The following is a 23,205-nucleotide window of genomic DNA, read 5'->3' as shown; positions in this document are numbered from 1 at the left end:
CGATGCGATCGTTATTCGATGGTACGCTGGATTTCGATCACTTCGAAGACTTCGATCATATCGCCGGTGCGAACGTCGTTGTAGTTCTTAACGCCGATACCACACTCCATGCCGTTACGCACTTCGTTGACGTCATCTTTAAAGCGACGCAGGGATTCCAGCTCGCCTTCATAGATAACCACGTTGTCACGCAGTACACGGATTGGGTTATGACGTTTAACCACGCCTTCGGTAACCATACAACCAGCAATCGCGCCAAACTTCGGCGATTTGAACACGTCGCGCACCTCGGCGAGGCCGATGATCTGCTGTTTGTATTCCGGCGCCAGCATACCGCTCATCGCTGCCTTCACTTCATCGATCAGATTATAGATGACCGAGTAGTAACGCAGATCCAGGCTTTCCGCTTCGATAACGCGGCGCGCTGAAGCGTCGGCACGGACGTTAAAGCCCAGGATGATCGCGTTGGAAGCTGCAGCCAGCGTTGCGTCGGTTTCGGTGATACCGCCCACGCCTGAACCCACAATCTTCACTTTCACTTCATCAGTAGAAAGTTTCAGCAGGGAGTCGGAAATCGCTTCGACAGAACCCTGTACGTCCGCTTTCAGTACGATGTTCAGCTCGGACACGTCGCCTTCGGTCATGTTGGCAAACATGTTTTCCAGCTTAGATTTCTGCTGACGCGCCAGTTTGACTTCGCGGAATTTGCCCTGACGATACAGCGCCACTTCACGCGCTTTTTTCTCGTCACGCACCACGGTCGCTTCATCGCCCGCAGCCGGAACGCCGGACAGACCCAGGATTTCCACTGGAATAGACGGACCCGCTTCGGTCACTTCGTGGCCCATCTCGTCACGCATCGCACGCACACGGCCATATTCAAAGCCGCACAGTACGATATCGCCTTTACGCAGCGTACCTTCACGTACCAGAACGGTAGCAACCGGGCCGCGACCTTTATCCAGGAAGGATTCGATCACCACGCCGCTCGCCATGCCGGCGCGCACTGCGTTCAGCTCCAGCACTTCAGACTGCAGCAGAATCGCGTTCAGCAGGTCGTCAACGCCGGTACCTGCTTTCGCAGAAACGTTAACGAACATGTTCTCGCCGCCCCACTCTTCCGGAATGATACCGTACTGAGTCAGTTCGTTTTTCACGCGATCCGGATCGGCGTCAGGCTTATCAATTTTGTTGACGGCAACCACTACCGGCACGCCAGCGGCTTTCGCATGCTGTACGGCCTCAACGGTCTGCGGCATTACGCCATCGTCCGCTGCGACTACCAGTACCACGATATCCGTCGCCTGCGCACCACGTGCACGCATTGCGGTAAACGCGGCGTGGCCCGGGGTGTCCAGGAAGGTGATCATGCCATTGTCGGTTTCAACATGGTAAGCACCGATGTGCTGGGTAATGCCGCCCGCTTCGCCAGAGGCGATTTTGGTGGAGCGAATGTAGTCCAGCAGCGAGGTTTTACCATGGTCAACGTGACCCATGATGGTCACCACTGGCGCGCGAGATTCCGCGGCAGCGCCGGTGTCACGATCGCTCATTACCGCTTCTTCCAGCTCGTTCTCGCGGCGCAGGATCACTTTGTGTCCCATCTCTTCCGCGACCAGCTGAGCGGTTTCCTGATCGATAACCTGGTTGATGGTGGCCATCGCGCCCATTTTCATCATCGCTTTGATGACCTGGGAGCCTTTCACCGCCATTTTGTTAGCCAGTTCCGCCACGGTGATGGTTTCACCAATGATGACGTCACGGTTAACGGCCTGCGCCGGACGGTTAAAGCCCTGCTGCAGCGTGCTGCCTTTACGATGCTTGCCGCCTTTGCCGCCGCGAATGGCCGCACGGGCTTCTTCACGATCGGTTTTAGCTTCTGCATGTTTGTTGCCCTTACGCGGGCGCGGCGCTTTAGCGGTGGTGCGAGTACGGCTACGACCCCCTTCTACTTCGCGGTCGTTTTCGTCTTCAGCCTGGCGGGCATGTTGAGAAGTGGTAACGTGATAGTCAGCGTCATCGCTCTCGGTTGGTTTTACTTCCCAGTCGCCTGCTTTCTGCTCTGCCAGTTTGCGTGCTTCTTCAGCGACACGGCGCGCATCTTCTTCCAGCTTGCGGCGGGCTTCTTCTTCCACTTTACGCTTCAGCTCTGCGGCTTCGGCTTCGCGGCGGGCTTTATCAGACTGTCCGGCCCGGGTCATTTCGTCGGTTTGTTGGTTCGTCACTTTCTCACTTTCCGCTGCTTCGCGTTTAGCCTTTTCCACGGCTTCACGTTTGGCTTGCTCTTCGGCTTCACGCTTCGCTTTTTCCGCTGCTTCGCGCGTGGCTTTCTCTTCCGCCTCACGACGAGCCTGTTCTTCCGCTTCACGCTGCGCCTGCGCTTCTGCTTCAGCCTTAGCTTTTTCAGCCTCAGCATCCTCTGTTACATAGGTGCGCTTTTTGCGGACTTCGATTTGCACCGACTTACTTTTACCCCCGGTGCCAGGAATATTCAAGGTGCTACGCGTTTTACGCTGCAGCGTTAACTTACCTGACGGGCTGCCATTATCGCGGTTCAGGTGCGTCAGTAAGGTTTCTTTTTCTTGCTGGGTTACAGAGTCATTTTCAGACTTACGGATCCCTGCATCAGCAAACTGCTGTACCAGGCGTTCCACCGAGGTCTGTATCTCTGCGGCCAGCGATTTTACGGTTACATCTGTCATGCTGTTCCTTCCTGTTATTACGCGTCATCGCCGAACCAGCAGATATTACGCGCCGCCATAATCAGGGCGCCGGCCTTCTCGTCGTCCAGGCCTTCAATATCTGTCAGATCGTCAACACCCTGCTCGGCCAGATCTTCCAGCGTGCAAACACCTCTTGCCGCCAGCTTATTGGCCAGGTCGCGATCCATACCTTCAAGGTTTAGCAGATCGTCAGCAGGTACGCCGTTGCCAAGGCTCTCCGCCTTTTCCAGCGCCAGGGTCGTTAACGCATTTTTCGCACGTTCGCGTAGTGCTTCTACAGTCGCTTCATCCAGGCCGTCGATTTCCAGCAGCTCATTCATTGGCACATAGGCCAACTCTTCCAGAGAAGAGAAACCTTCCTCGACCAGCACGGTGGCGAACTCTTCGTCGATGTCCAGGTGTTTAGTAAAGACACCAATAGCAGCATGCGCTTCTGCCTGATGCTTCGCCTGCAGATCATCGACCGTCATTACGTTCAGCACCCAACCGCTCAGTTGCGAAGCCAAACGTACGTTTTGGCCGTTACGGCCAATCGCCTGTGCCAGATTTCCAGCTTCTACGGCGATATCCATGGTGTGATTATCTTCATCAACCACGATTGAAGCGACATCGGCAGGCGCCATGGCGTTGATCACGAACTGCGCCGGATTATCATCCCACAGCACGATATCGATACGCTCGCCGCCCAGCTCGCTGGATACGGCCTGAACGCGCGCGCCGCGCATACCTACGCAGGCGCCAACAGGATCGATACGCTTATCGTTGGTTTTCACCGCGATTTTAGCGCGTGAACCCGGATCGCGTGCCGCCGCTTTAATTTCAATCACTTCTTCGCCGATTTCCGGCACTTCAATACGGAACAGCTCAACCAGCATTTCCGGTTTAGAACGGCTGACGAACAGCTGCGCGCCGCGCGCTTCCGGACGCACCGCATAGAGTACGCCGCGGATACGGTCGCCGGGACGGAAGTTTTCACGCGGCAACATATCTTCACGCAGGATAACCGCTTCAGCGTTGTTACCCAGGTCCAGCGTAATGTTATCGCGGTTAACTTTCTTCACCACGCCGGTGATGATTTCGCCTTCCTGCTCGCGGAACTGATCGACCACCATTGCGCGCTCTGCTTCACGTACTTTCTGTACGATAACCTGCTTGGCGGTCTGCGTGGTGATGCGGTCAAATTTTACCGACTCGATCTGGTCTTCGACAAAGTCGCCCAGATTGATGGTTTCATCTTCATAACGGGCGGCTTCCAGCGTAATTTCGCGCGTCGGCTGCGTGACCTCTTCTACGGCCTGCCAACGGCGGAACGTATCAAAGTCGCCGCTTTTACGATCGATGCTAACGCGAACATCAATCTCCTGCTCATATTTTTTCTTGGTTGCAGTGGCCAGTGCGCTCTCCAGCGCCTCGAAGATTTTCTCACGCGGCAGGGCTTTTTCGTTAGAAACGGCTTCTACAACAGCTAAGATCTCTTTATTCATCCTGGTTAGCCTCAATCCGGACTTTTAAAAGTGGGGGACCAGGTTCGCTTTCTGAATATTGCTCAGCGCGAACACTTCATCTTTACCCTCGACGGTTACCGTAATCATTTCACCTTCGACGGCTTTAATGATGCCCTGCCATTTGCGGCGGTTCTGGACGGCCATACGCAGCACCAGGCTGACTTCCTCACCGGTGAATCGTACATAGTGTTCAGCAGTAAATAGTGGGCGCTCAAGGCCCGGCGAGGAAACTTCCAGGTTGTAAGGCACGGTGATGGGATCTTCTACGTCCATGACTGCGCTTACCTGGTGGCTGACATCAGCACAATCATCAACATTGATGCCATCTTCACTATCAATATAGATGCGCAACGTCGAAGTGCGACCACGAATGAACTCGATACCGACCAGTTCGTAGCCAAGCGCTTCTACCGGTGCTGAAATCATCTCTGTTAATTTCTGCTCTAATGTGGACAAGCCCACCCCCAAGACATAAAAAAAGGGCATATAGCCCAGTATTGCGATTCCTGATAACAAAAAACCCCGATAAATCGGGGCTTAATGCGACTGGACCCTGTATGCCGCGACTGCGGCTCGGCACACCATCCAAAGAATTTTTTTCAAAATTGGCTGCGGATGCGTCCGAAGATGCATACAGTATATTTGAAAAATAACTCTAAGGGAAAGTGGTTGCGGGGGCCGGATTTGAACCGACGACCTTCGGGTTATGAGCCCGACGAGCTACCAGGCTGCTCCACCCCGCGTCCGAAAACGTGGCGAATATTACGCCAATCTTGCACAAAATGCAAGTAAAACTGAGATTTGGTACCGAGGACGGGACTTGAACCCGTAAGCCCAATCGGGCACTACCACCTCAAGGTAGCGTGTCTACCAATTCCACCACCTCGGCACTTTAAGACCGCGACCTTATCCTGAGTCGCGTCGAAAGCTTGATACTTATTGCGGGATATCGCTGCCCGGCGCTGCCGGTTTAGCAGGTGCAGTCTGAGACTGTGCCGGCTGAGTCAGGTTTTCCCACTCGCTTCCCTTGGCTGTTTTATTGCTGTTCAGGTTACCCAGAATCAGGCTGATAACGAAGAACAGGGTCGCCAACACTGCAGTCATACGGGTCATGAAGTTACCAGAACCTGCAGATCCAAACAGCGTGCCGGAAGCGCCTGCACCAAAGGAGGCTCCCATATCAGCGCCTTTACCCTGCTGCAGCATGATCAGACCAACAAGGCCAATTGCTACTAACAGAAAAACGACTAACAGAGCTTCGTACATAATCAACCTGTTTCCTTGCGCGGTCACCGCACATCAAAAGCTTCAAACCAATTGACGGGATAATCGTTATTACCCATCAGAAGCGGGTGTGAATACTAACCAAAGGCTCAGGCATCTGCAAGCGCAATTTTTCCCCGCAACGCCGATTGCGGAAAAAAGCGCCATCATGCTGTTTTTTACGCCGAAACTACCCGTTCCCGCCTCAGAGCAAAACCGCTTTGTCCGCGACGGGAATCAGCATCAATAGCGGAAGGGAGAGGCCGTTAACCGCAGGCCTGCCCCTTTCCGTTTATGGTCATCAGGCCGTTTTTACCGCATCGGCGATACGATGCGCCAGCGCGGTAACCTGCGCCTCGTCTTCGCCTTCCACCATCACGCGGATAAGCGGCTCAGTGCCGGATTTACGCAACAGAACGCGGCCACGCCCCGCTAACGCTTTTTCGACCTCAGCCGTCACGGCTTTTACTTCAGCGCTTTCCAGCGGGTCCGTCTCGCCGCTAAAGCGTACGTTAACCAGAATCTGCGGCAGCAGCTTCATGCCGCTGCACAGGTCGTGTAACGTCATATGGTTACGCGCCATAGCGGTAAGTACTTGCAAACCTGCAACAATGCCGTCGCCGGTGGTTGTTTTGTCCAGCAGAATGACATGTCCGGAGTTTTCTGCGCCCAGACGCCAGCCTTTTTCCTGCAGTTTTTCCAGCACGTAGCGATCGCCGACTTTGGCGCGCGCAAAAGGAATGCCCAGCTGTTTTAATGCCAGCTCAAGCCCCATATTGCTCATCAACGTGCCCACTACCCCGCCGCGCAGCTGTCCCTGACGCAGGCCTTCACGCGCAATAATATACAGGATCTGATCGCCATCGACCTTATTACCCAGATGGTCAACCATCATCACGCGGTCGCCGTCGCCGTCGAATGCCAGCCCAACATCGGCCTTGGTTTCCAGCACGCGTTGTTGTAAGGCGCGCACGTCGGTCGCGCCGCACTCTTTGTTGATATTCATGCCGTCAGGCTGCACGCCCAGCGAAATAACCGTTGCGCCCAGCTCGCGCAATACGTTAGGCGCGATGTGATAGGTGGCGCCATTGGCGCAGTCGACCACCACTTTCAGGCCGTTCAGATTCAATTCGCTGGGGAAAGTGCCTTTGCAAAACTCAATATAACGACCGGCGGCGTCCACAATACGGCTCGCACGGCCCAGCTGAGCGGATTCCACGCAGGTTAACGGTTTTTCCATTTCCTGCTCGATCGCTTCCTCTACCTCATCCGGCAGTTTAGTCCCTTCGGAAGAGAAGAATTTGATGCCGTTATCTTCAAACGGGTTATGCGATGCGGAGATCACGATACCGGCTTCAGCGCGGAAGGTGCGGGTTAGATAAGCGATGGCCGGCGTAGGCATCGGGCCGGTGAAGGCGGCGGAAAGCCCGGCGGCGGCCAGCCCCGCTTCTAGCGCCGACTCCAGCATATAGCCGGAAATGCGCGTATCTTTACCGATGATGATTTTTTTCGATCCGTGGCGCGCCAGCACCTTTCCAGCGGCCCAGCCCAGCTTCAATACAAAATCAGGCGTAATAGGCATTTCGCCGACCTTGCCACGAATGCCGTCGGTGCCAAAATATTTACGATTACTCATAGCGTTATTATTCCTTCGCTGAACGTGTGGCTTCCACGACGCGCATTGCCTCTACGGTCTCTTTGACATCGTGCGCGCGTATAATCTGCGCGCCCTGCATTGCCGCAATCACCGCACAGGCCAGGCTACCGGTTAAACGCTGAGAAGGCCCTACGTTTAGCAGCTGCCCAATCATCGATTTGCGCGACATACCTACCAGTAGCGGCAGACCAAAATGATGGAAATCGGCCAGATGCGCCAGAAGCTGATAATTGTGGCTGAGATTCTTACCGAATCCGAAGCCCGGGTCGAGTAGCAGCTGCGATTTTTTAATCCCTACGGCTTCACAACGCGCAATATTATCAACAAAAAAATCGTTAACTTCCTGCAGCAGGTTAGCGTAGTGCGGCGCAGCCTGCATGGTGCCCGGCTCGCCCTGCATATGCATCAGACACACCGGCAGGCCGGTTTCTGCGGCGGCCTCAAGCGCGCCAGGCGACTGTAACGAGCGAATGTCATTAATAATGTGAGCGCCCACTCGCGCTGACTCACGAATCACTTCAGGCTTCGAGGTATCAACGGAAATCCATACTTCAAAGCGCTGAGCTATCGCTTCAACCACCGGTATCACCCGTTCCAGTTCTTCTTGCGTGCTTACTTCATCCGCGCCCGGTCGGGTTGATTCGCCGCCAATATCAATAATTGTCGCGCCGGCGTTTACCATCTCATTGGCATGCGTTAACGCTGCCACCAGCGTGTTATGCTGACCACCATCGGAGAAAGAGTCAGGAGTGACGTTAAGAATACCCATAACATGGGGATGGGACAGATCCAGTAGGGAATCCCTGGCGTACAACTTCATCTTTATTTCTCCTTGCGGCGTTTGCTCATGTGATAGATGTAAAAAACCCCGGACCAGCCGGGGTTTTTAGTCTACTGTCTGCGCTTATTTATTAAACTGCTCAGACATGGTGTTACCTGGGTTCGGCGTACGCGGCTCATCAACCGGACGCGGCGCCTTCGGCGAACCGTTATTATCCGAATGACCGGAAGAGCCTGGATCTTCCCAACCCGCTGGCGGACGCACTTCACGGCGGGCCATCAGGTCGTCGATTTGCGGCGCATCGATGGTTTCATACTTCATCAATGCGTCTTTCATCGCGTGCAGAATATCCATGTTCTCGTTGAGGATGCGACGGGCACGCTGATAGTTATTATCAATCAGCAGCTTCACTTCCTGGTCGATCAAACGCGCCGTTTCATCGGACATATGCTTGGCTTTAGCAACGGAACGTCCAAGGAAAACTTCACCCTCTTCTTCCGCATACAGCAACGGACCCAATTTTTCAGAGAAGCCCCACTGCGTTACCATGTTACGCGCCAGGTTCGTCGCGACTTTGATGTCGTTGGAAGCACCGGTGGAAACATGTTCCGAACCGTAGATAATCTCTTCAGCCAGACGGCCGCCGTACAGGGTAGAGATCTGGCTTTCCAGTTTCTGACGGCTGGCGCTAATCGCATCGCCTTCCGGCAGGAAGAAGGTTACCCCAAGCGCACGTCCACGCGGAATAATCGTCACTTTATGCACCGGATCGTGTTCCGGCACCAGACGACCAATAATGGCGTGGCCCGCTTCGTGGTAGGCGGTAGATTCTTTCTGCGCTTCCGTCATTACCATGGAGCGACGTTCCGCACCCATCATAATTTTGTCTTTCGCTTTTTCGAATTCCACCATCGAGACCACGCGCTTGTTACCGCGAGCGGCAAACAGAGCGGCTTCGTTCACCAGGTTAGCCAGATCGGCACCGGAGAAGCCCGGCGTACCACGAGCAATAATGGCAGCATCGATATCAGTCGCCAACGGCACGCGACGCATATGCACTTTCAGAATTTGCTCACGACCACGGACATCCGGCAGACCAACTACAACCTGACGGTCGAAGCGGCCCGGACGCAGCAACGCCGGATCAAGCACGTCTGGACGGTTAGTTGCGGCAATAACGATGATACCTTCATTGCCTTCAAAGCCATCCATCTCCACCAGCATTTGGTTCAGGGTCTGCTCACGCTCATCGTGACCGCCGCCTAAACCGGCGCCACGTTGACGGCCTACCGCATCGATCTCATCGATAAAGATAATGCACGGTGCCGCTTTCTTCGCCTGCTCAAACATATCACGCACGCGAGAAGCACCCACACCGACAAACATCTCTACGAAGTCGGAACCGGAGATAGTAAAGAAAGGCACCTTAGCTTCACCAGCGATCGCTTTCGCCAGCAGCGTTTTACCGGTACCCGGCGGGCCCACCATCAAGACGCCTTTCGGAATTTTACCGCCCAGTTTCTGGAAGCGGCTGGGTTCGCGAAGGTATTCCACCAGCTCGCCCACTTCCTCTTTCGCTTCATCGCAGCCTGCGACATCTGCAAAGGTGGTTTTGATCTGATCTTCCGTCAGCATGCGGGCTTTGCTTTTACCAAAGGACATCGCGCCTTTGCCGCCTCCGCCCTGCATCTGGCGCATAAAGAAGATCCAGACGCCAATCAGCAGCAGCATCGGGAACCATGAGATGAAGATAGAAGCCAGCAGGCTCGGCTCTTCCGGCGGTTCACCGACAACTTTTACATTTTTAGTCAACAGGTTATCGAGTAACTTGGGATCGTTGACGGGAATGTAGGTCGTATATCGATTACTGTCTTTTTTGGTAACGTTGATTTCACGCCCGTTAATACGCGCCTCGCGGACCTGATCCTGGTTCACTTCCGACAGGAAGGTTGAATAATCAACCCTACGGCCATTCGACTCGCTGGGCCCAAAGCTCTGGAAAACAGACATCAGCACAACTGCGATGACCAACCAGAGAATCAGGTTTTTCGCCATGTCACTCAAGGGATTAACCTCTTATTACAACTGTGTTAACAGACAGCGTAGGGTACTATAGTTTGCGCCCTGTCGCTACAATGTACACTTCGCGTGAACGTGAACGCGAAGCGTCCGGCTTACGAATTTTCACTTTCGTAAACAGGGAGCGAATTTCCCGCAGGTATTCATCGAAGCCATCTCCCTGAAATACTTTCACTACAAAACTGCCACCTGGTGCCAGTACATCGCGACACATTTCCAGTGCCAGCTCAACTAAATACATCGACCGGGGAATATCAACGGCTGGCGTGCCGCTCATATTGGGCGCCATATCGGACATGACAACCTGGACTTTCTCTTCTCCGACGCGTTCCAGTAGCGCTTTCACTACTGATTCTTCACGAAAATCGCCCTGAAGGAAATCGACACCAACGATAGGATCCATCGGCAAAATGTCACAGGCAATAATACGTCCCTTTGAGCCAATCTGAGTAGCGACATATTGCGACCAACCGCCGGGCGCCGCACCCAGATCGACCACGGTCATTCCAGGCTTGAACAGCTTATCGCCCTGCTGTATTTCATCAAGTTTAAACCAGGCGCGCGAACGCAACCCCTTTTTCTGTGCCTGTTGCACATATTTATCGCTAAAGTGTTCCTGAAGCCAGCGGCTGGAACTGGCCGAACGCTTTTTACCTGTCATACTTTTTCCAACTATTCTTCATCGTAGCGATAAATAACCAAACATAATGATGTCCTGTTTGGTGATATACCAGAGATGGCGGTAGAATGTACCGTTTTCAATCCCAATGTAAGTAAAAATATACGATGAATCTGAGTACCAAACAAAAACAGCACCTAAAAGGTCTGGCCCATCCGCTGAAACCCGTTGTTATGCTGGGTAACCACGGCCTGACTGAAGGCGTGCTGGCCGAAATCGAGCAGGCGCTTGCGCATCACGAACTGATTAAGGTGAAGATCGCTACCGAAGATCGGGAAACGAAAAACCTGATGGTAGAAGCCATTGTTCGTGAAACGGGAGCCTGCAACGTGCAGGTTATCGGCAAGACGCTGGTGCTGTACCGACCGTCAGAAGAACGTAAAATCTCCCTGCCGCGCTAATCGGTCGCGCTGATGATACGCGCCATAAAGCGGGTTGCATGAACCGGGCATCGCAGCGACTTTCTGCAAGCTTACCCTGGTAAGTGGCTGGGATATCCCGCCCACATGCAGCCTGAAGTATGACGAATAGCGTCAGCCGGAAGAAGTTGCCATGCTCCTGCACAGGATAAAAGGCCGCGGTGCGGCCTTTTTCCTTTCTTTACATTCATGCGATGCGTCAGAAGCGATTAGAGATATTCTACTTTCAGAATTTCATACTCGACGTCGCCGCCGGGCGTTTTAATCACCACCACGTCATCCACTTCTTTACCAATCAACCCGCGCGCCATCGGCGAATTTACGGAAATCAGGTTCTGCTTAAAGTCCGCCTCGTCATCGCCAACGATACGATAGGTCGACTCTTCATCAGTATCAATATTGAGCACGGATACCGTCGCGCCAAAAATCACCCGGCCATTGTTAGGGATTTTAGTCACATCGATCACCTGCGCATTAGAGAGCTTGGCTTCGATCTCCTGAATACGCCCTTCACAAAAGCCCTGTTCTTCACGTGCGGCGTGATACTCGGCGTTCTCTTTCAGATCGCCATGCTCACGCGCTTCCGCTATTGAGGCAATAATACGGGGGCGTCTGACGGTCTTCAGCTCTTCCAGTTCTTCACGCAGCTTCTCTGCGCCCCTTAACGTCATCGGAATCTGATTCATTTTAATACCTCGTCATCGGTCCTGTTTGCTTGTTGTCGTCCTGACCATTGGGTCGTCGGCCTGACGCGTTGTGCAACGCTACCGGCTGATTCGCAAACAAAAGAAACCTGACCCGGAGCAGGCTCCAGGTCAGGATTCGGGTTTGCATTTTGATACGTATTTTAACCCAGAGTTCCCTATGGGTCATCGTTTACTTTCTACTGCGATGCACCGTAGTATGACGGCTTCACCCGTCAGTTACCGCGAGATTATGCGATTTTTACGACTTGTTACCGGACTAACCTGTGCGTTTATGCTGCAAGCTCAGGCAGCACCTGTGGAAGAATACACACAATATTTACCGGATGGCGCAAACCTGGCGCTGATGGCACAAAAAGTGGGTTCATCAACGCCGCTGGTCGATTATCACAGTAAACAAATGGCTTTGCCAGCCAGCACCATGAAAGTAGTGACGGCGCTCGCAGCACTGCTGGAGTTGGGCCCGGACTTCCGCTTTCGTACCACGCTGGAAACCCAGGGCAAAGTGGATAACGGCACGCTGCAGGGCGACCTGATCGCCCGCTTTGGCGGCGATCCGACATTATCGCGTCAGGATCTGCGTAATATGGTCAGCGCACTGACTAAACAGGGCATTACTCATATTCAGGGCAACCTGGTGATTGATACCTCGGTTTTCGCCAGCCACGACAAGGCGCCCGGCTGGCCATGGAACGACAACACCCAGTGCTTTAGCGCGCCACCAGCCGCCGCGATTGTCGATAAAAACTGCTTTTCCGTTTCGCTCTATAGCGCCGATCGTCCCGACGATAACGCCTTTATTCGCGTCGCGACATACTATCCGGTGACCATGTTCAGCCAGGTGCGTACCCTGGCGAAAGGCTCGCCCGCTGCGCCCTACTGTGAGCTGGATGTGGTGCCGGGAGAGCTGAACCGCTTTACGCTGACCGGCTGTATGACACAGCGCAGCGAACCGTTGCCGCTGGCCTTCGCTATTCAGGATGGCGCCGCATGGTCCGGCGCTATTTTAAAAGCGATGCTGCAGGATGCCGGGATTGATTACACTGGGCACCTGGTGCGTCAAACGCGCGTGACCGAACCTGGCACCCTGCTGGCAGAGACACAGTCCGCGCCGCTGCATGATTTGCTGAAAATCATGCTGAAAAAATCGGACAACATGATTGCCGATACGGTTTTCCGCACCATTGGCGGTCACTATTTTAACGTTCCTGGCACCTGGCGCGCGGGTTCGGATGCAGTGCGTCGCATTCTGCGTCAAAAGGCGAATATCGATCTCGGCAACAGCATTCAGGTGGACGGTTCCGGCCTGTCGCGTCACGATCTGATCTCGCCGGCGACCATGATGCAGGTGCTGCAATACATCGCTCAGAACGACCAACAGCTGAACTTTATCTCAATGCTGCCGCTGGCCGGCTACGATGGCACCCTGCGCTATCGCGGCGGTCTGCATGAGGCGGGCGTGGATGGCAAAGTTTCCGCCAAAACCGGTTCGCTCTCTGGGGTGTATAATCTGGCAGGCTTTATTACTACCGCCAGCGGTCAGCGCGTGGCTTTTGTGCAGTTTCTCTCCGGCTATGCCGTACCGCCTGAAGATAAGAAGATACGTCGGGTGCCGCTGGTACGTTTTGAAAGCCGGCTATACAAGGACATCTACCAGAATAACTGAGGCGCATGAAAATTCTCATTGTGGAAGATGATGTGCTGTTGCAGGAAGGTATCGCCCTCGCGCTTAGCAGCGAGGGCTACGCCATTGATTGTGCTGCTACGGCGGCGCAGGCGGATGGCCTGCTGCATAGCGGGCAATACAGTTTAGCGGTGCTGGATCTTGGCCTGCCGGATGCGGACGGTGCCGATCTGCTGCGCCGCTGGCGGCGGCAGAATATCGATCTGCCGGTGTTGATTCTGACGGCGCGCGATGCGCTGGAAGATCGGGTAAGCGGGCTGGATGCCGGCGCCGATGATTATCTGGTTAAGCCTTTTGCGCTGGCCGAGCTAAAAGCGCGCGTACGGGCGCTGATTAGGCGCTATCAAGGGCACAGCGATAATCAGATACGCCATGGCGATCTGGCGCTTAACCTCTCCTCGTTACAGGTCTCGGTGGATAATCAGCCAATAGAGGTGACGCCTAAAGAGTTCGCGCTTCTCTCACGCCTATTGATGCGCATTGGGCAAACGGTGCATCGTGAGACGCTACAGCAGGATATCTACAGCTGGCAGGATGATAATGGCTCCAATGCGCTGGAGGTGCATATCCATAATCTGCGCCGCAAGCTGGGTAAAGATCGTATCAAAACGGTGCGCGGCGTCGGCTATCGGCTGGAAGAGCGCCTATGAACAGTATGCGTCGGCGTTTATTGATCATGCTGGCGCTTATTCTGCTGACCTGCCAGCTGATGAGCGCCATCTGGTTATGGCACGAAAGTCGTGAGCAGATCGGTTTTCTGGTTAACGAAACGCTAACGGCGAAATCACGTAATCAGCATGTTGAAAACGAAATCCGCGAGGCGATAGCGTCTCTTCTGCTGCCGTCGCTGGTGATGGTCGGCTTTACGCTGGTGCTCTCTTTCTGGGCGATTAGCTGGGTTATTCGTCCGCTTAATGCTTTACAGAACAGTCTGGCTGAGCGCTCCGCCGATAATCTGTCGCCGCTGCCGGTCTATTCAGAGATGGAAGAAGTTGTGGCGGTGACCCGCGCGATCAATCAGCTACTTGCCCGCCTTAATCAAACGCTTCAGCAGGAACGGCTCTTTACGGCCGATGCGGCGCACGAGCTACGCACGCCGCTGGCAGGGCTGCGCCTGCATCTGGAACTGATGGCGCAGCAGGAAATTAAACAGGCGCCGATGCTGGTCGCGCGTATCGATCAGCTAATGCACGTTATCGAGCAACTGCTGATGCTGTCGCGTGCCGGGCAGGCACTGGCCAGCGGCCATTATCAGACGCTGAGCTGGCAGCGCGATATCTTTCTTCCTTTACAGGCTGAAATGGCTGAATTGCTGAAACAGCGTCAACAGACGCTGGAGTGGACGCCACAGGATATGACGGTACAGGGCGATGCGGTATTGCTGCGTCTGCTGGTGCGTAACCTGCTGGAAAATGCTTCCCGCTATAGCCCGCAGCGTTCGCGGGTGACGCTGCAGCTACAGGCGCAGGAGAAGGGCAGCCTGCTGGTGGTGTGCGATGAAGGCCCCGGCATTGATGAAAAGACCGCAGATGCGCTGACGCAGGCATTTCATCGCGGCGATCGGCGCTACGGCGGTAGCGGTCTGGGTTTAAATATCGTGCTGCGGATTTTGCAGCTGCACGGCGGGAAGTTGCAGTTAAGTAATCGCCAGGATCGCTCCGGTCTGAAAGCGCAATGCTGGTTGCCCGCTACCCTGAACTCGGGCGGCGGGCAACCGATCAGAAGTGAGTATTCAGACTGAGATACCAGGTACGACCCGCTTCATTATAGGTGTTGGCACCTGCGCCATACATATAAGAGCCGGTCGCGGCATTGCCGGTAGTTTGCGCATTCCCTGCACGGAAGTGACGTTTATCCAGCAGGTTATCCACGCCGAGCGTGACGCTGATATATTTATTCACGTCCATCGTCCCGCTAAGGCCGAGCACTGAATAAGGACTTACCTCATCCAGCTCGCTGCCGGTCACCGTTTCCCCTTTGTAATTGTACTTCTTCGGCGTCTGTCTGCCGTACCAGGTGAAAGAGGTCTGCAACGACAGGTTCTGCGTCGCCTGCCAGCTCAGTATTGAGTTCAGCGTATACTGCGGAATGATCGATAAGCGATCGCCGGTCTCTTTGTTTTTGCTCTGCAGCATCCAGGTCAGATTGTTATTCCAGCTTACCGTATCGCTGAGCGGAAGATTCACCGTACCTTCCAGCCCCTCTACCACCGCTTTCGGCACGTTTTCCCACTTATACACATCGGTAGCGCCGTTGGTTGAAGTGGTGCTGGGCAGGTAGCCCGACTCAATTTTGTTACGGTAATCGTTACGGAACCAGGTCAGACCCAGCTGATAGTCATCGCGCTTCCACTCCAGACCCACTTCTTTGTTGATGCTGGTCTCCGCCTTAAGATCGTCGTTGCCGATCAGATAACAGCCGCCGCTACTGGCCGGGCAGCCCTGCCCACGGCTGTACAAGACGTAGTTAGGGTTGGTCTGATAGAGGCTTGGCGCCTTATAAGCGCGGGCGATGCCCAGTTTAAGCGTGACCTCATCGCCCAGCATTTGCGAAAGGTTAAGCGAAGGACTCCAGTTATTGCCGACGATAGAGTGGTGATCGAAGCGCAACCCCGGCACCAGCATGGTGCTGTCGGTTAGCTCAAGGTTATCTTCCGCAAACAGCGAGAAAATCTCCGCCTGGGTATAGGGGCTGCGGGTGCCGTCAGAGATGCCGTCAATAGCGCCGCCGGTCAGCGCCTGTTTGGTGGAGCTGGGATCTTTCATCCGCTGCTGATTCCACTCGGTCCCTAAGGTGGCGGTTTGATTGATCCATAATTCAAACGGCACGCTGATTTCGCTGTGCAGCAGCACATCGTTCAGTTCAATGGTCGAGAAGCTGTCACTGGCGAAAATCCCTTCCGTACCGCCAGCCAGACCTTCATTCAGACGCGAGTTACGGGTATTTTCATATTGCGCGAAACTTTTGGTGCTGATGCCGTTATCCCATGCGCCGGTCCAGGTAACGGCGAAATTCTGCCGATAAAGCCGGTTGGTTTCTTTGCCGTAATATTTGTCCACCAGCGCATTGGTATTGGTGTTTTGCGTGTCTCCGGCATACAGGTTGCCCTGACGACTGTAGCCCGCCTCAAATTCCAGCGCCTGCATCGGCGCAAAAGCCCAGCGCAGCAACGCATTGAGATCCTTGCTCTCTACCCCTTCCCGCCCAGCGGGTACTGTATCGGCATAGGTGCCGGTACGTAAGGATTGATGTCCTTCATTGATAAACTGGGTATCTGCCTGGGTTTTACTCAGGCCACCGTACAGGCGAAAGCTAAGATTGTCAGCAAGCGGGCCGTTCAGGCTAAAGTTAGTGCGTCGGGTACCGCCCTCTTCCTTATGCTGCGGCACGTTATAATAGGTATTCCATGAGCCGTGCCAGCCGTCGCTCTCTTTTTTGGTGATGATATTCACTACGCCGCCGGCGGCGCCGTTACCGTAACGCGCCGCTGCCGGCCCACGGAGCACATCGATATGCTCGATCATTTCCGCCGGCACCCAGTTGCTGTCGCCACGGGTATCACGTTCGCCGCGCCAGCCCAGGCGTACGGCGTTGCGGCTGGTTACCGGCCTGCCATCCACCATAATTAACGTGTTTTCCGGCCCCATCCCGCGGAGATCAATCTGTCGATTATTGCCGCGTTGGCCGCTGGTAGAGTTGCCGGTGAGATTAACGCCCGGCATCGTACGGATAACTTCTGATACATCGCGTGCTGGCGGATGCTTTTTGATCCGTTCAGCCGAAATGGTCGAGACGCCCGGCGCCTGTAAGGTTTGCTGCTGTGCCGTAACCACCAGCGTGCCATCTTCTGCGCCGTTTTCCGTTGAAATTTCTGCCGCCACGCTGTTGACGCTTAATACTCCGCTGGCCAGCGTGAGCGGCACCAGAAGCTGATAAGCTATAGAATGTGCTTTTTTCATTTTATTTCCGTTATAAATGCCAGGTTATACGCCCTGTTAACAAGCTGAAACAGATTATTGAAAATGAAAATGATTATCAATATTGTTATCAATTAACTTTTGCGGTTTACCATTAAGGAAACGCGTAGTGAAGATAGGTAGCGACGCCTGGTGGCAGGCAAAAATGCAGGCTGGTGTGCCAGAAATCGCGGAGGCACAGGGAGAACGCTGCCGGACCGTTTTTTACTGGCGCGATCCCGAGGGCGATGAACATCGCTCCACGACACGGCGCGTCTGGCTCAATATTGCCGGTATCACCGATCATCATCGTCAGCAACGCCCTTTTTCGCTCCAGCGCGTTGCCGACACCGATATCTGGCAAGGCGAGGTTAGGCTTAGCAGCGGTTGGCGAGGCAGTTACTGCCTGATCCCCAGTCAGGATGATAGTGATTTCCCGGCCGATAATCTGGCTGCCGACAAACTGCGCAGCTGGTGGAAAACCCATTTGCCGGCAGCTATCGCCGATCCGCTGAATCCGCTACGCAGCTGGCGCAATGGCCGTGGGCATGCGGTTTCACCACTGCATATGCCCGCCGCGCCGCCGCAGCCTGCATGGCAGACACTGGATCGCAATCCTGCCGCTCCTGCCCCGCAGCTGGTGACCCGCTTATGGTACAGTTCGCGCCTTGCCAACCGGCGTTCAGTCTGGCTACTCACAACGGGAAAAGAGCGCGCCGCGTCCCGTCCGTTGGCTATTTTGCTGGACGGTCAATTTTGGGCGAACGGTATGCCTCTCGCCGCGCCGCTGGAGTGGTTAACGCAGCGCGGCGCGTTGCCGCCAGCCTGTTATCTTTTTATCGATGCTATCGGCACGGCACAGCGCAGCCAGGAGCTAACCTGTAACCCTGAGTTCTGGCTGGCGCTGCAGGAAGAGCTGCTGCCACAAGTAAGTGAGTGGTTGCCATCATGGGATCAAAGATTACCCACGCTGGTCGCCGGTCAGAGCTATGGCGGACTGTCCGCGCTCTATGCTGCCCTGCGCTGGCCGCACGCTTTTAACGGCGCCGTTAGCCTGTCAGGCTCTTTCTGGTGGCCCGACCGCCATACCGCCAGCAGTGGCGGCTGGCTGGGGGAACAGCTTAGAGAGGGTTTAGGCGCGGATCATCCACAGCGGCTCTGGCTTGAAGCTGGCTTACATGAAAAGATCATTCTGCAATCAAACCGCACGCTGCTGCCGCTGCTACAGGCTTCCGGCCACGCTGTTCACTATCGTGAATTCGAAGGCGGTCATGATGCGCTCTGCTGGCGCGGCGGCCTTACGGATGGCCTGCAGGCGCTGTGGGCTGCGCTTTGCTAAACAGCTGACCGATACGCGTTAGCAAGTGCCCGGCGCTATAATAATCGAGCCGGAAGCTATCCTCGCCCAGGGCGATAACACGCCGTTGCTGTACCGCCTGCGCGCCTGCCAGCAGCGGTTCATGCATTAACGCAGCGGCATCTTTATCATCAGCGGCAAACAGCAGAAAGGTTTTGCCGGTTAAGCCATTAACCAGCGTTTCGCCGCTTAGCTGTACCTTGTCACGCCGTTTCTGCAATGCCATCAGATCAAAGCCGCCAGGTAAGGGAACGGCCAGAGTAAAGCCAAGTTGCTGTAGCAGCTGCCCTTGGGCGGAAGCGTGGGTCCACAGGTTAATTGTAGGCCCGTGACGGTTATAAACGAAAGCGGATACTGGCTGCGGCGGCAGCGTAATCGTTGTACGCAGCTGCTGTAAGCGTCGATCAAAATCGGCGATGCGCTGCTCCGCCAGGGCTTCATGGCCCGTGGCCTGGCCTAGATCCTTCATCACCTGCTGCCAGCTTTTATCGTCATAGTTCACCACCAGCGTAGGCGCGATCGCCGCCAGCTGCGGATAGAGCGCCAGCGCCGAATCATTCCCGGTCGCGCTGACGACGATCAGGTCGGGCTGGGCGGCGGCAATCATTTCAACCGTCGGTTCGCCGTTATACAGCCGCTGGACGTGGCGTTGACGCGCAATCTCCCCCCACTGGCGGAAAAAACCCTGTTGGTCAGTGAAACGTTTACCGGGCATGGCGGCGGCGCTGGCGATAACCGGCGCATCAATCGCCAGCAAAGAGCCGGTCAGGGTAACGCTGGTTGAGACAATACGCCGGGGCGGCGGCTGCAGGGTAAGCGTTTGTTTACCGCTGGTTAACTGGCGTGGCCAGCCGTCAGGCTCGGCCAAAGCGGATAACGCGCTGGCGGATAAAACTATCAGCAGGCTCAACAGGGAACAAAGGCGACGATAAGACATGATCTATCCCAACGAGAAATTGAGAGATAATGATAATCATTTTCTTTACCGTTGCGCTACTGCTGGCTGCCCAAGAGGGTGAAACAGCAAAAAAAAAGCCCGGCATTAAGCCGGGCTGTGGTGATTGAGCATGATTAGTGCTGATAGATGATTTCAACGCCTTCGTCGTCATCTTCATCCCAGTCGTCGTCCCACTCTTCATCCACTTCTTCATCTGCCTGTTCCAGCGCTTCACGGTGGTAATCGTCCCACATGAATTCCGCTTTCTCAGGTTTCTTCTCTTCCTCTTCCGCCTCTTTCGGATTGGCGTTCAGGAAGGACATCACATCCCAGCACAGCGCGTTAACGCCGGTCTGGCTGGCGGCAGAGATAAGGTAATATTTCTCTTCCCAGCCAAGCGCTTCTACAATCGCTTTCGCGCGCGTTTCTGCTTCTTCTTTACTCAACAAATCGACTTTGTTGAATACCAGCCAGCGCGGCTTGTTATACAGTTTTTCGCTGTATTTCTGCAGCTCGCCAAGAATAATGCGCGCGTTTTCTACCGGATCGGATTCATCAATCGGCGCCAGATCGATCAGGTGCAGCAGCACGCGGCAGCGCTCGAGGTGCTTCAGGAAGCGAATGCCCAGGCCCGCGCCGTCCGCAGCGCCTTCAATCAGGCCGGGAATGTCCGCGACCACAAAGCTCTGTTCGTTATCCATACGCACCACGCCCAGGCTTGGCACCAGGGTGGTAAAGGGATAATCGGCCACTTTCGGCTTGGCGGCGGAAACCGCACGAATAAAGGTGGACTTACCCGCATTCGGCAGGCCCAGCATGCCCACATCGGCCAGCAGCATCAGCTCCAGCTGCAGATCGCGTTTCTCGCCCGGCGTGCCCATGGTTTTCTGACGCGGTGTACGGTTAACGGAAGATTTAAAGCGGGTGTTGCCCAGCCCGTGCCAGCCGCCTTTCGCCACCATCAGCTTTTGCTCATGACGCGTCAGGTCGCCCAGCGTCTCTCCGGTGCCCTGATCGATAACGCGCGTGCCGACCGGCACTTTAATCACGATATCTTTACCGCGTTTACCGGTACAGTCACGGCTTTGCCCGTTCTGCCCGCGCTCGGCGCGGAAAGATTTTTCAAAGCGGTAGTCGATCAGCGTGTTCAGGTTCTCATCGGCCAGCAGATAAACATCGCCACCGTCGCCACCGTCGCCGCCATCCGGGCCACCTTTCGGAATGTATTTCTCGCGGCGGAAGCTGACGCAACCATTACCGCCGTCACCTGCAACGACCAGAATCGTCGCTTCATCAACAAACTTCATTTACCTTCTCCGTAAATCATTCACCTGGCGACCGGACAAGCCGGTGCGGCTTTATTCCGCCGAGGCCATAAGCGATGACCTGTTGCGGAAAGAACTGTACGTAAATTGTACAGCAAATCAGGCAAGCCTAAAATGTAAAAAGCCCCGCAATATTCTGCGGGGCTTTCATTCTCTGGCAGGCAGATTAACCAGCCTGCAGCACGACAACCTTACTCAGCAACGATGCTGACGTATTTACGGTTGTTCGGGCCTTTAACTTCGAATTTCACTTTACCGTCTGCAGTTGCAAACAGAGTGTGGTCACGGCCAAGACCAACGTTGGTGCCTGCGTGGAACTTGGTGCCACGCTGACGAACGATGATGTTGCCAGCCAGTACAGATTCACCGCCGAAACGTTTTACGCCCAGGCGCTGTGCATTAGAGTCGCGACCGTTACGTGTTGAGCCGCCAGCCTTTTTGTGTGCCATTTGTCAGATCTCCTCTCAGGCGCTGATGCCAGTGATTTTCACATCAGTGAACCACTGACGATGGCCCTGCTGCTTACGATGGTGTTTACGACGACGAAACTTAACGATTTTAATTTTCTCGCCACGACCATGAGCAACAACTTCTGCTTTGATCACGCCACCTGAAACCAGCGGTGCGCCGATTGTAACGTCGTCACCATTTGCAATCATCAGAACCTGATCGAACTCAATAGTTTCGCCGGTTGCGATGTCCAGCTTTTCCAGGCGAACGGTTTGACCTTCGCTTACTCGGTGTTGTTTACCACCACTTTGGAAAACCGCGTACATATAAAACTCCGCTTCTGCGCTTACCTTCTTCAATTGTCAGGCGGCGCGATAAATATTCACAATAGGGCGCGAATTCTACGCAAAAATCCCTGCGTTGACAAGAGGACATAGCAAAGGATTGCAGAAAAAAAACGCAGCGCCATACTCAGGATTCAAGAGCCTCGTTTTTCAAGTACAATCTGTAATACATTACGTGGCACAGACATGGGCAAAGTCGCTTAACATGGCGCTGAACAGAGCAATAGCTGAACAGACTGATGAATTTAGAACAAATTAATGAATTAACCGCACAAGACATGGCGGCCGTCAACGAGACCATCCTCTCACAGCTGAATTCAGATGTTTCGCTCATCAATCAGTTGGGTTACTACATTATCAGCGGCGGCGGCAAGCGTATTCGTCCAATGATTGCCATTCTTGCGGCGCGCGCGCTCGGCTATGAAGATAAACAGCACGTGACGATTGCCGCGCTGATTGAATTTATTCATACCGCGACGCTGCTGCATGACGACGTGGTGGATGAATCGGATATGCGACGTGGGAAAGCCACCGCCAACGCAGCGTTCGGTAATGCCGCCAGCGTGCTGGTGGGCGATTTTATCTATACCCGCGCCTTTCAAATGATGACCAGCCTCGGCTCGCTGCGCATCCTGGCGCTGATGTCGGAAGCGGTTAACGTGATCGCCGAAGGCGAAGTGCTGCAGTTGATGAACTGCAACGATCCGGATATCACCGAAGAAAGCTATATGCGGGTGATTTACAGCAAAACGGCGCGACTGTTCGAAGCGGCGGCGCAATCATCCGGGATTCTGGCGGGCGCCACCGAAGCCCAGGAGCAAGGTTTGCAAGATTATGGCCGCTATCTGGGCACCGCGTTTCAGCTGATCGACGATCTGCTGGATTACAGCGCCGATGGGCAAACCTTGGGGAAAAATGTCGGCGACGATCTCAGCGAAGGCAAGCCTACCCTGCCGCTGCTGCATGCCATGCGCCACGGCAACCCTCAGCAGACAGCGATGATCCGCGAGGCGATTGAACAGGGTAATGGCCGTCATCTGCTGGAGCCGGTGCTGGAAGCGATGCGTCAGTGCGGCTCGCTGGAGTGGACACGCGCCCGGGCTGAACAGGAAGCGGATAAAGCTATCGCCGCTCTGCAGTCGCTGCCTGAAACACCCTGGCGCAGCGCGCTGGAAGCGCTTGCTCATATGGCAGTACAGCGCGATTCCTGATCGTTACGGGGGCGCCAGGTCAGGGCTCCCGCTCTCTTTTTTCCTTCCCGTTTGCAATTTCTTATCAAGCTTTTGCGAAGAGAAACACATTTCTCTCGCGCCATCTGGAATTTACTGGAAATAAGTGGATT

20 protein-coding genes and 2 tRNA genes are annotated in these 23,205 nt (G+C 54.7%); 6 read left to right on the top strand and 16 right to left on the bottom strand.

The features are described from left to right. Window positions 1-11: 11 nt before the first annotated feature. From infB to rlmE, 10 genes are all read right to left on the bottom strand, one after another. On the bottom strand, window positions 12-2,702 hold the full coding sequence (gene infB, locus K6958_RS02670; RefSeq protein ID WP_249893210.1) for a translation initiation factor IF-2: 2,691 nt from the start codon (window positions 2,700-2,702) through the stop codon (window positions 12-14). Between the two features lie 17 nt (window positions 2,703-2,719). Then, the gene (nusA, locus tag K6958_RS02665) at window positions 2,720-4,207 is read right to left on the bottom strand and encodes a transcription termination factor NusA (protein ID WP_249893209.1); all 1,488 of its coding nucleotides are present in this window, start codon (window positions 4,205-4,207) and stop codon (window positions 2,720-2,722) included. 24 nt (window positions 4,208-4,231) lie between these two features. Then, a complete protein-coding gene (rimP, locus tag K6958_RS02660; protein ID WP_249894577.1) occupies window positions 4,232-4,684 on the bottom strand; it encodes a ribosome maturation factor RimP in 453 nt (150 codons plus the stop codon). Between the two features lie 210 nt (window positions 4,685-4,894). Continuing rightward, window positions 4,895-4,971: transfer RNA gene (locus tag K6958_RS02655), tRNA-Met, on the bottom strand. 59 nt (window positions 4,972-5,030) lie between these two features. Next, window positions 5,031-5,117, bottom strand: a tRNA-Leu gene (locus K6958_RS02650). Between the two features lie 47 nt (window positions 5,118-5,164). Then, a complete protein-coding gene (secG, locus tag K6958_RS02645; protein ID WP_249893208.1) occupies window positions 5,165-5,494 on the bottom strand; it encodes a preprotein translocase subunit SecG in 330 nt (109 codons plus the stop codon). Between the two features lie 298 nt (window positions 5,495-5,792). After that, window positions 5,793-7,127: a phosphoglucosamine mutase gene (gene glmM / locus K6958_RS02640; protein ID WP_249893207.1), complete on the bottom strand. Its 1,335-nt coding sequence runs from the start codon at window positions 7,125-7,127 to the stop codon at window positions 5,793-5,795. A gap of 7 nt (window positions 7,128-7,134) precedes the next feature. Next, window positions 7,135-7,968 carry a dihydropteroate synthase gene (gene folP / locus K6958_RS02635; RefSeq protein ID WP_249893206.1) on the bottom strand — a complete coding sequence of 278 codons (834 nt, stop codon included), beginning with the start codon at window positions 7,966-7,968 and terminating at the stop codon, window positions 7,135-7,137. Between the two features lie 84 nt (window positions 7,969-8,052). After that, on the bottom strand, window positions 8,053-9,984 hold the full coding sequence (gene ftsH, locus K6958_RS02630) for an ATP-dependent zinc metalloprotease FtsH (RefSeq protein WP_249893205.1): 1,932 nt from the start codon (window positions 9,982-9,984) through the stop codon (window positions 8,053-8,055). Between the two features lie 55 nt (window positions 9,985-10,039). Further along, a complete protein-coding gene (gene rlmE, locus K6958_RS02625; protein ID WP_249893204.1) occupies window positions 10,040-10,669 on the bottom strand; it encodes a 23S rRNA (uridine(2552)-2'-O)-methyltransferase RlmE in 630 nt (209 codons plus the stop codon). 125 nt (window positions 10,670-10,794) lie between these two features. On the opposite strand from rlmE, the gene yhbY reads away from it, so the two are divergent. Next, the gene (gene yhbY / locus K6958_RS02620) at window positions 10,795-11,088 is read left to right on the top strand and encodes a ribosome assembly RNA-binding protein YhbY (protein ID WP_085068292.1); all 294 of its coding nucleotides are present in this window, start codon (window positions 10,795-10,797) and stop codon (window positions 11,086-11,088) included. 227 nt (window positions 11,089-11,315) lie between these two features. On the opposite strand, the gene greA is transcribed toward yhbY, so the two are convergent. Continuing rightward, a complete protein-coding gene (gene greA / locus K6958_RS02615; RefSeq protein WP_249893203.1) occupies window positions 11,316-11,792 on the bottom strand; it encodes a transcription elongation factor GreA in 477 nt (158 codons plus the stop codon). A gap of 250 nt (window positions 11,793-12,042) precedes the next feature. Here greA and dacB point away from each other — a divergent pair, with 250 nt between their 5' ends. From dacB to pmrB, 3 genes are read left to right on the top strand one after another with little or no spacing between them, the layout of a single operon-like run. Then, entirely contained in the window at window positions 12,043-13,476 is a 1,434-nt protein-coding gene (gene dacB / locus K6958_RS02610) for a serine-type D-Ala-D-Ala carboxypeptidase (RefSeq protein ID WP_249894576.1), read from the top strand. Window positions 13,477-13,481: 5 nt separating this feature from the next. Next, a complete protein-coding gene (gene pmrA, locus K6958_RS02605) occupies window positions 13,482-14,144 on the top strand; it encodes a two-component system response regulator PmrA (RefSeq protein WP_249893202.1) in 663 nt (220 codons plus the stop codon). After that, window positions 14,141-15,235 (top strand): two-component system sensor histidine kinase PmrB, encoded by a 1,095-nt coding sequence (pmrB, locus tag K6958_RS02600; protein ID WP_249893201.1) that lies wholly within the window; start codon window positions 14,141-14,143, stop codon window positions 15,233-15,235. The genes pmrA and pmrB overlap by 4 nt, the downstream gene beginning before the upstream one ends. On the opposite strand, the gene K6958_RS02595 is transcribed toward pmrB, so the two are convergent. Next, window positions 15,213-17,453 carry a TonB-dependent siderophore receptor gene (locus K6958_RS02595; protein ID WP_249893200.1) on the bottom strand — a complete coding sequence of 747 codons (2,241 nt, stop codon included), beginning with the start codon at window positions 17,451-17,453 and terminating at the stop codon, window positions 15,213-15,215. The two genes, pmrB and K6958_RS02595, sit on opposite strands and share 23 nt — an antisense overlap. A gap of 127 nt (window positions 17,454-17,580) precedes the next feature. On the opposite strand from K6958_RS02595, the gene fes reads away from it, so the two are divergent. Next, window positions 17,581-18,789 (top strand): enterochelin esterase, encoded by a 1,209-nt coding sequence (gene fes, locus K6958_RS02590; RefSeq protein WP_350355799.1) that lies wholly within the window; start codon window positions 17,581-17,583, stop codon window positions 18,787-18,789. Here fes and fepB read toward each other — a convergent pair. The 4 genes from fepB to rplU form a co-directional block, all read right to left on the bottom strand. Next, window positions 18,749-19,744: a Fe2+-enterobactin ABC transporter substrate-binding protein gene (fepB, locus tag K6958_RS02585; RefSeq protein ID WP_249893199.1), complete on the bottom strand. Its 996-nt coding sequence runs from the start codon at window positions 19,742-19,744 to the stop codon at window positions 18,749-18,751. The two genes, fes and fepB, sit on opposite strands and share 41 nt — an antisense overlap. Window positions 19,745-19,878: 134 nt before the next feature. Further along, window positions 19,879-21,051: an Obg family GTPase CgtA gene (gene cgtA, locus K6958_RS02580; RefSeq protein WP_249893198.1), complete on the bottom strand. Its 1,173-nt coding sequence runs from the start codon at window positions 21,049-21,051 to the stop codon at window positions 19,879-19,881. A 209-nt stretch (window positions 21,052-21,260) separates the two neighbouring features. After that, complete coding sequence (rpmA, locus tag K6958_RS02575; protein ID WP_249893197.1) at window positions 21,261-21,518, bottom strand: 50S ribosomal protein L27; 258 nt, start codon at window positions 21,516-21,518, stop codon at window positions 21,261-21,263. 15 nt (window positions 21,519-21,533) lie between these two features. Next, window positions 21,534-21,845, bottom strand: coding sequence for a 50S ribosomal protein L21 (gene rplU / locus K6958_RS02570; RefSeq protein WP_085068300.1), 312 nt, complete (start codon window positions 21,843-21,845; stop codon window positions 21,534-21,536). 257 nt (window positions 21,846-22,102) lie between these two features. On the opposite strand from rplU, the gene ispB reads away from it, so the two are divergent. Continuing rightward, the gene (gene ispB / locus K6958_RS02565) at window positions 22,103-23,074 is read left to right on the top strand and encodes an octaprenyl diphosphate synthase (protein ID WP_249893196.1); all 972 of its coding nucleotides are present in this window, start codon (window positions 22,103-22,105) and stop codon (window positions 23,072-23,074) included. The last annotated feature ends 131 nt before the right edge of the window (window positions 23,075-23,205 follow it).

It is taken from the genome of Mixta hanseatica (assembly GCF_023517775.1).
GTDB classification, from domain to species: Bacteria; Pseudomonadota; Gammaproteobacteria; order Enterobacterales; family Enterobacteriaceae; genus Mixta; species Mixta hanseatica.
Note: the sequence above shows the minus strand (reverse complement) of the source record. Positions and strands in the feature narration are given on the sequence as shown.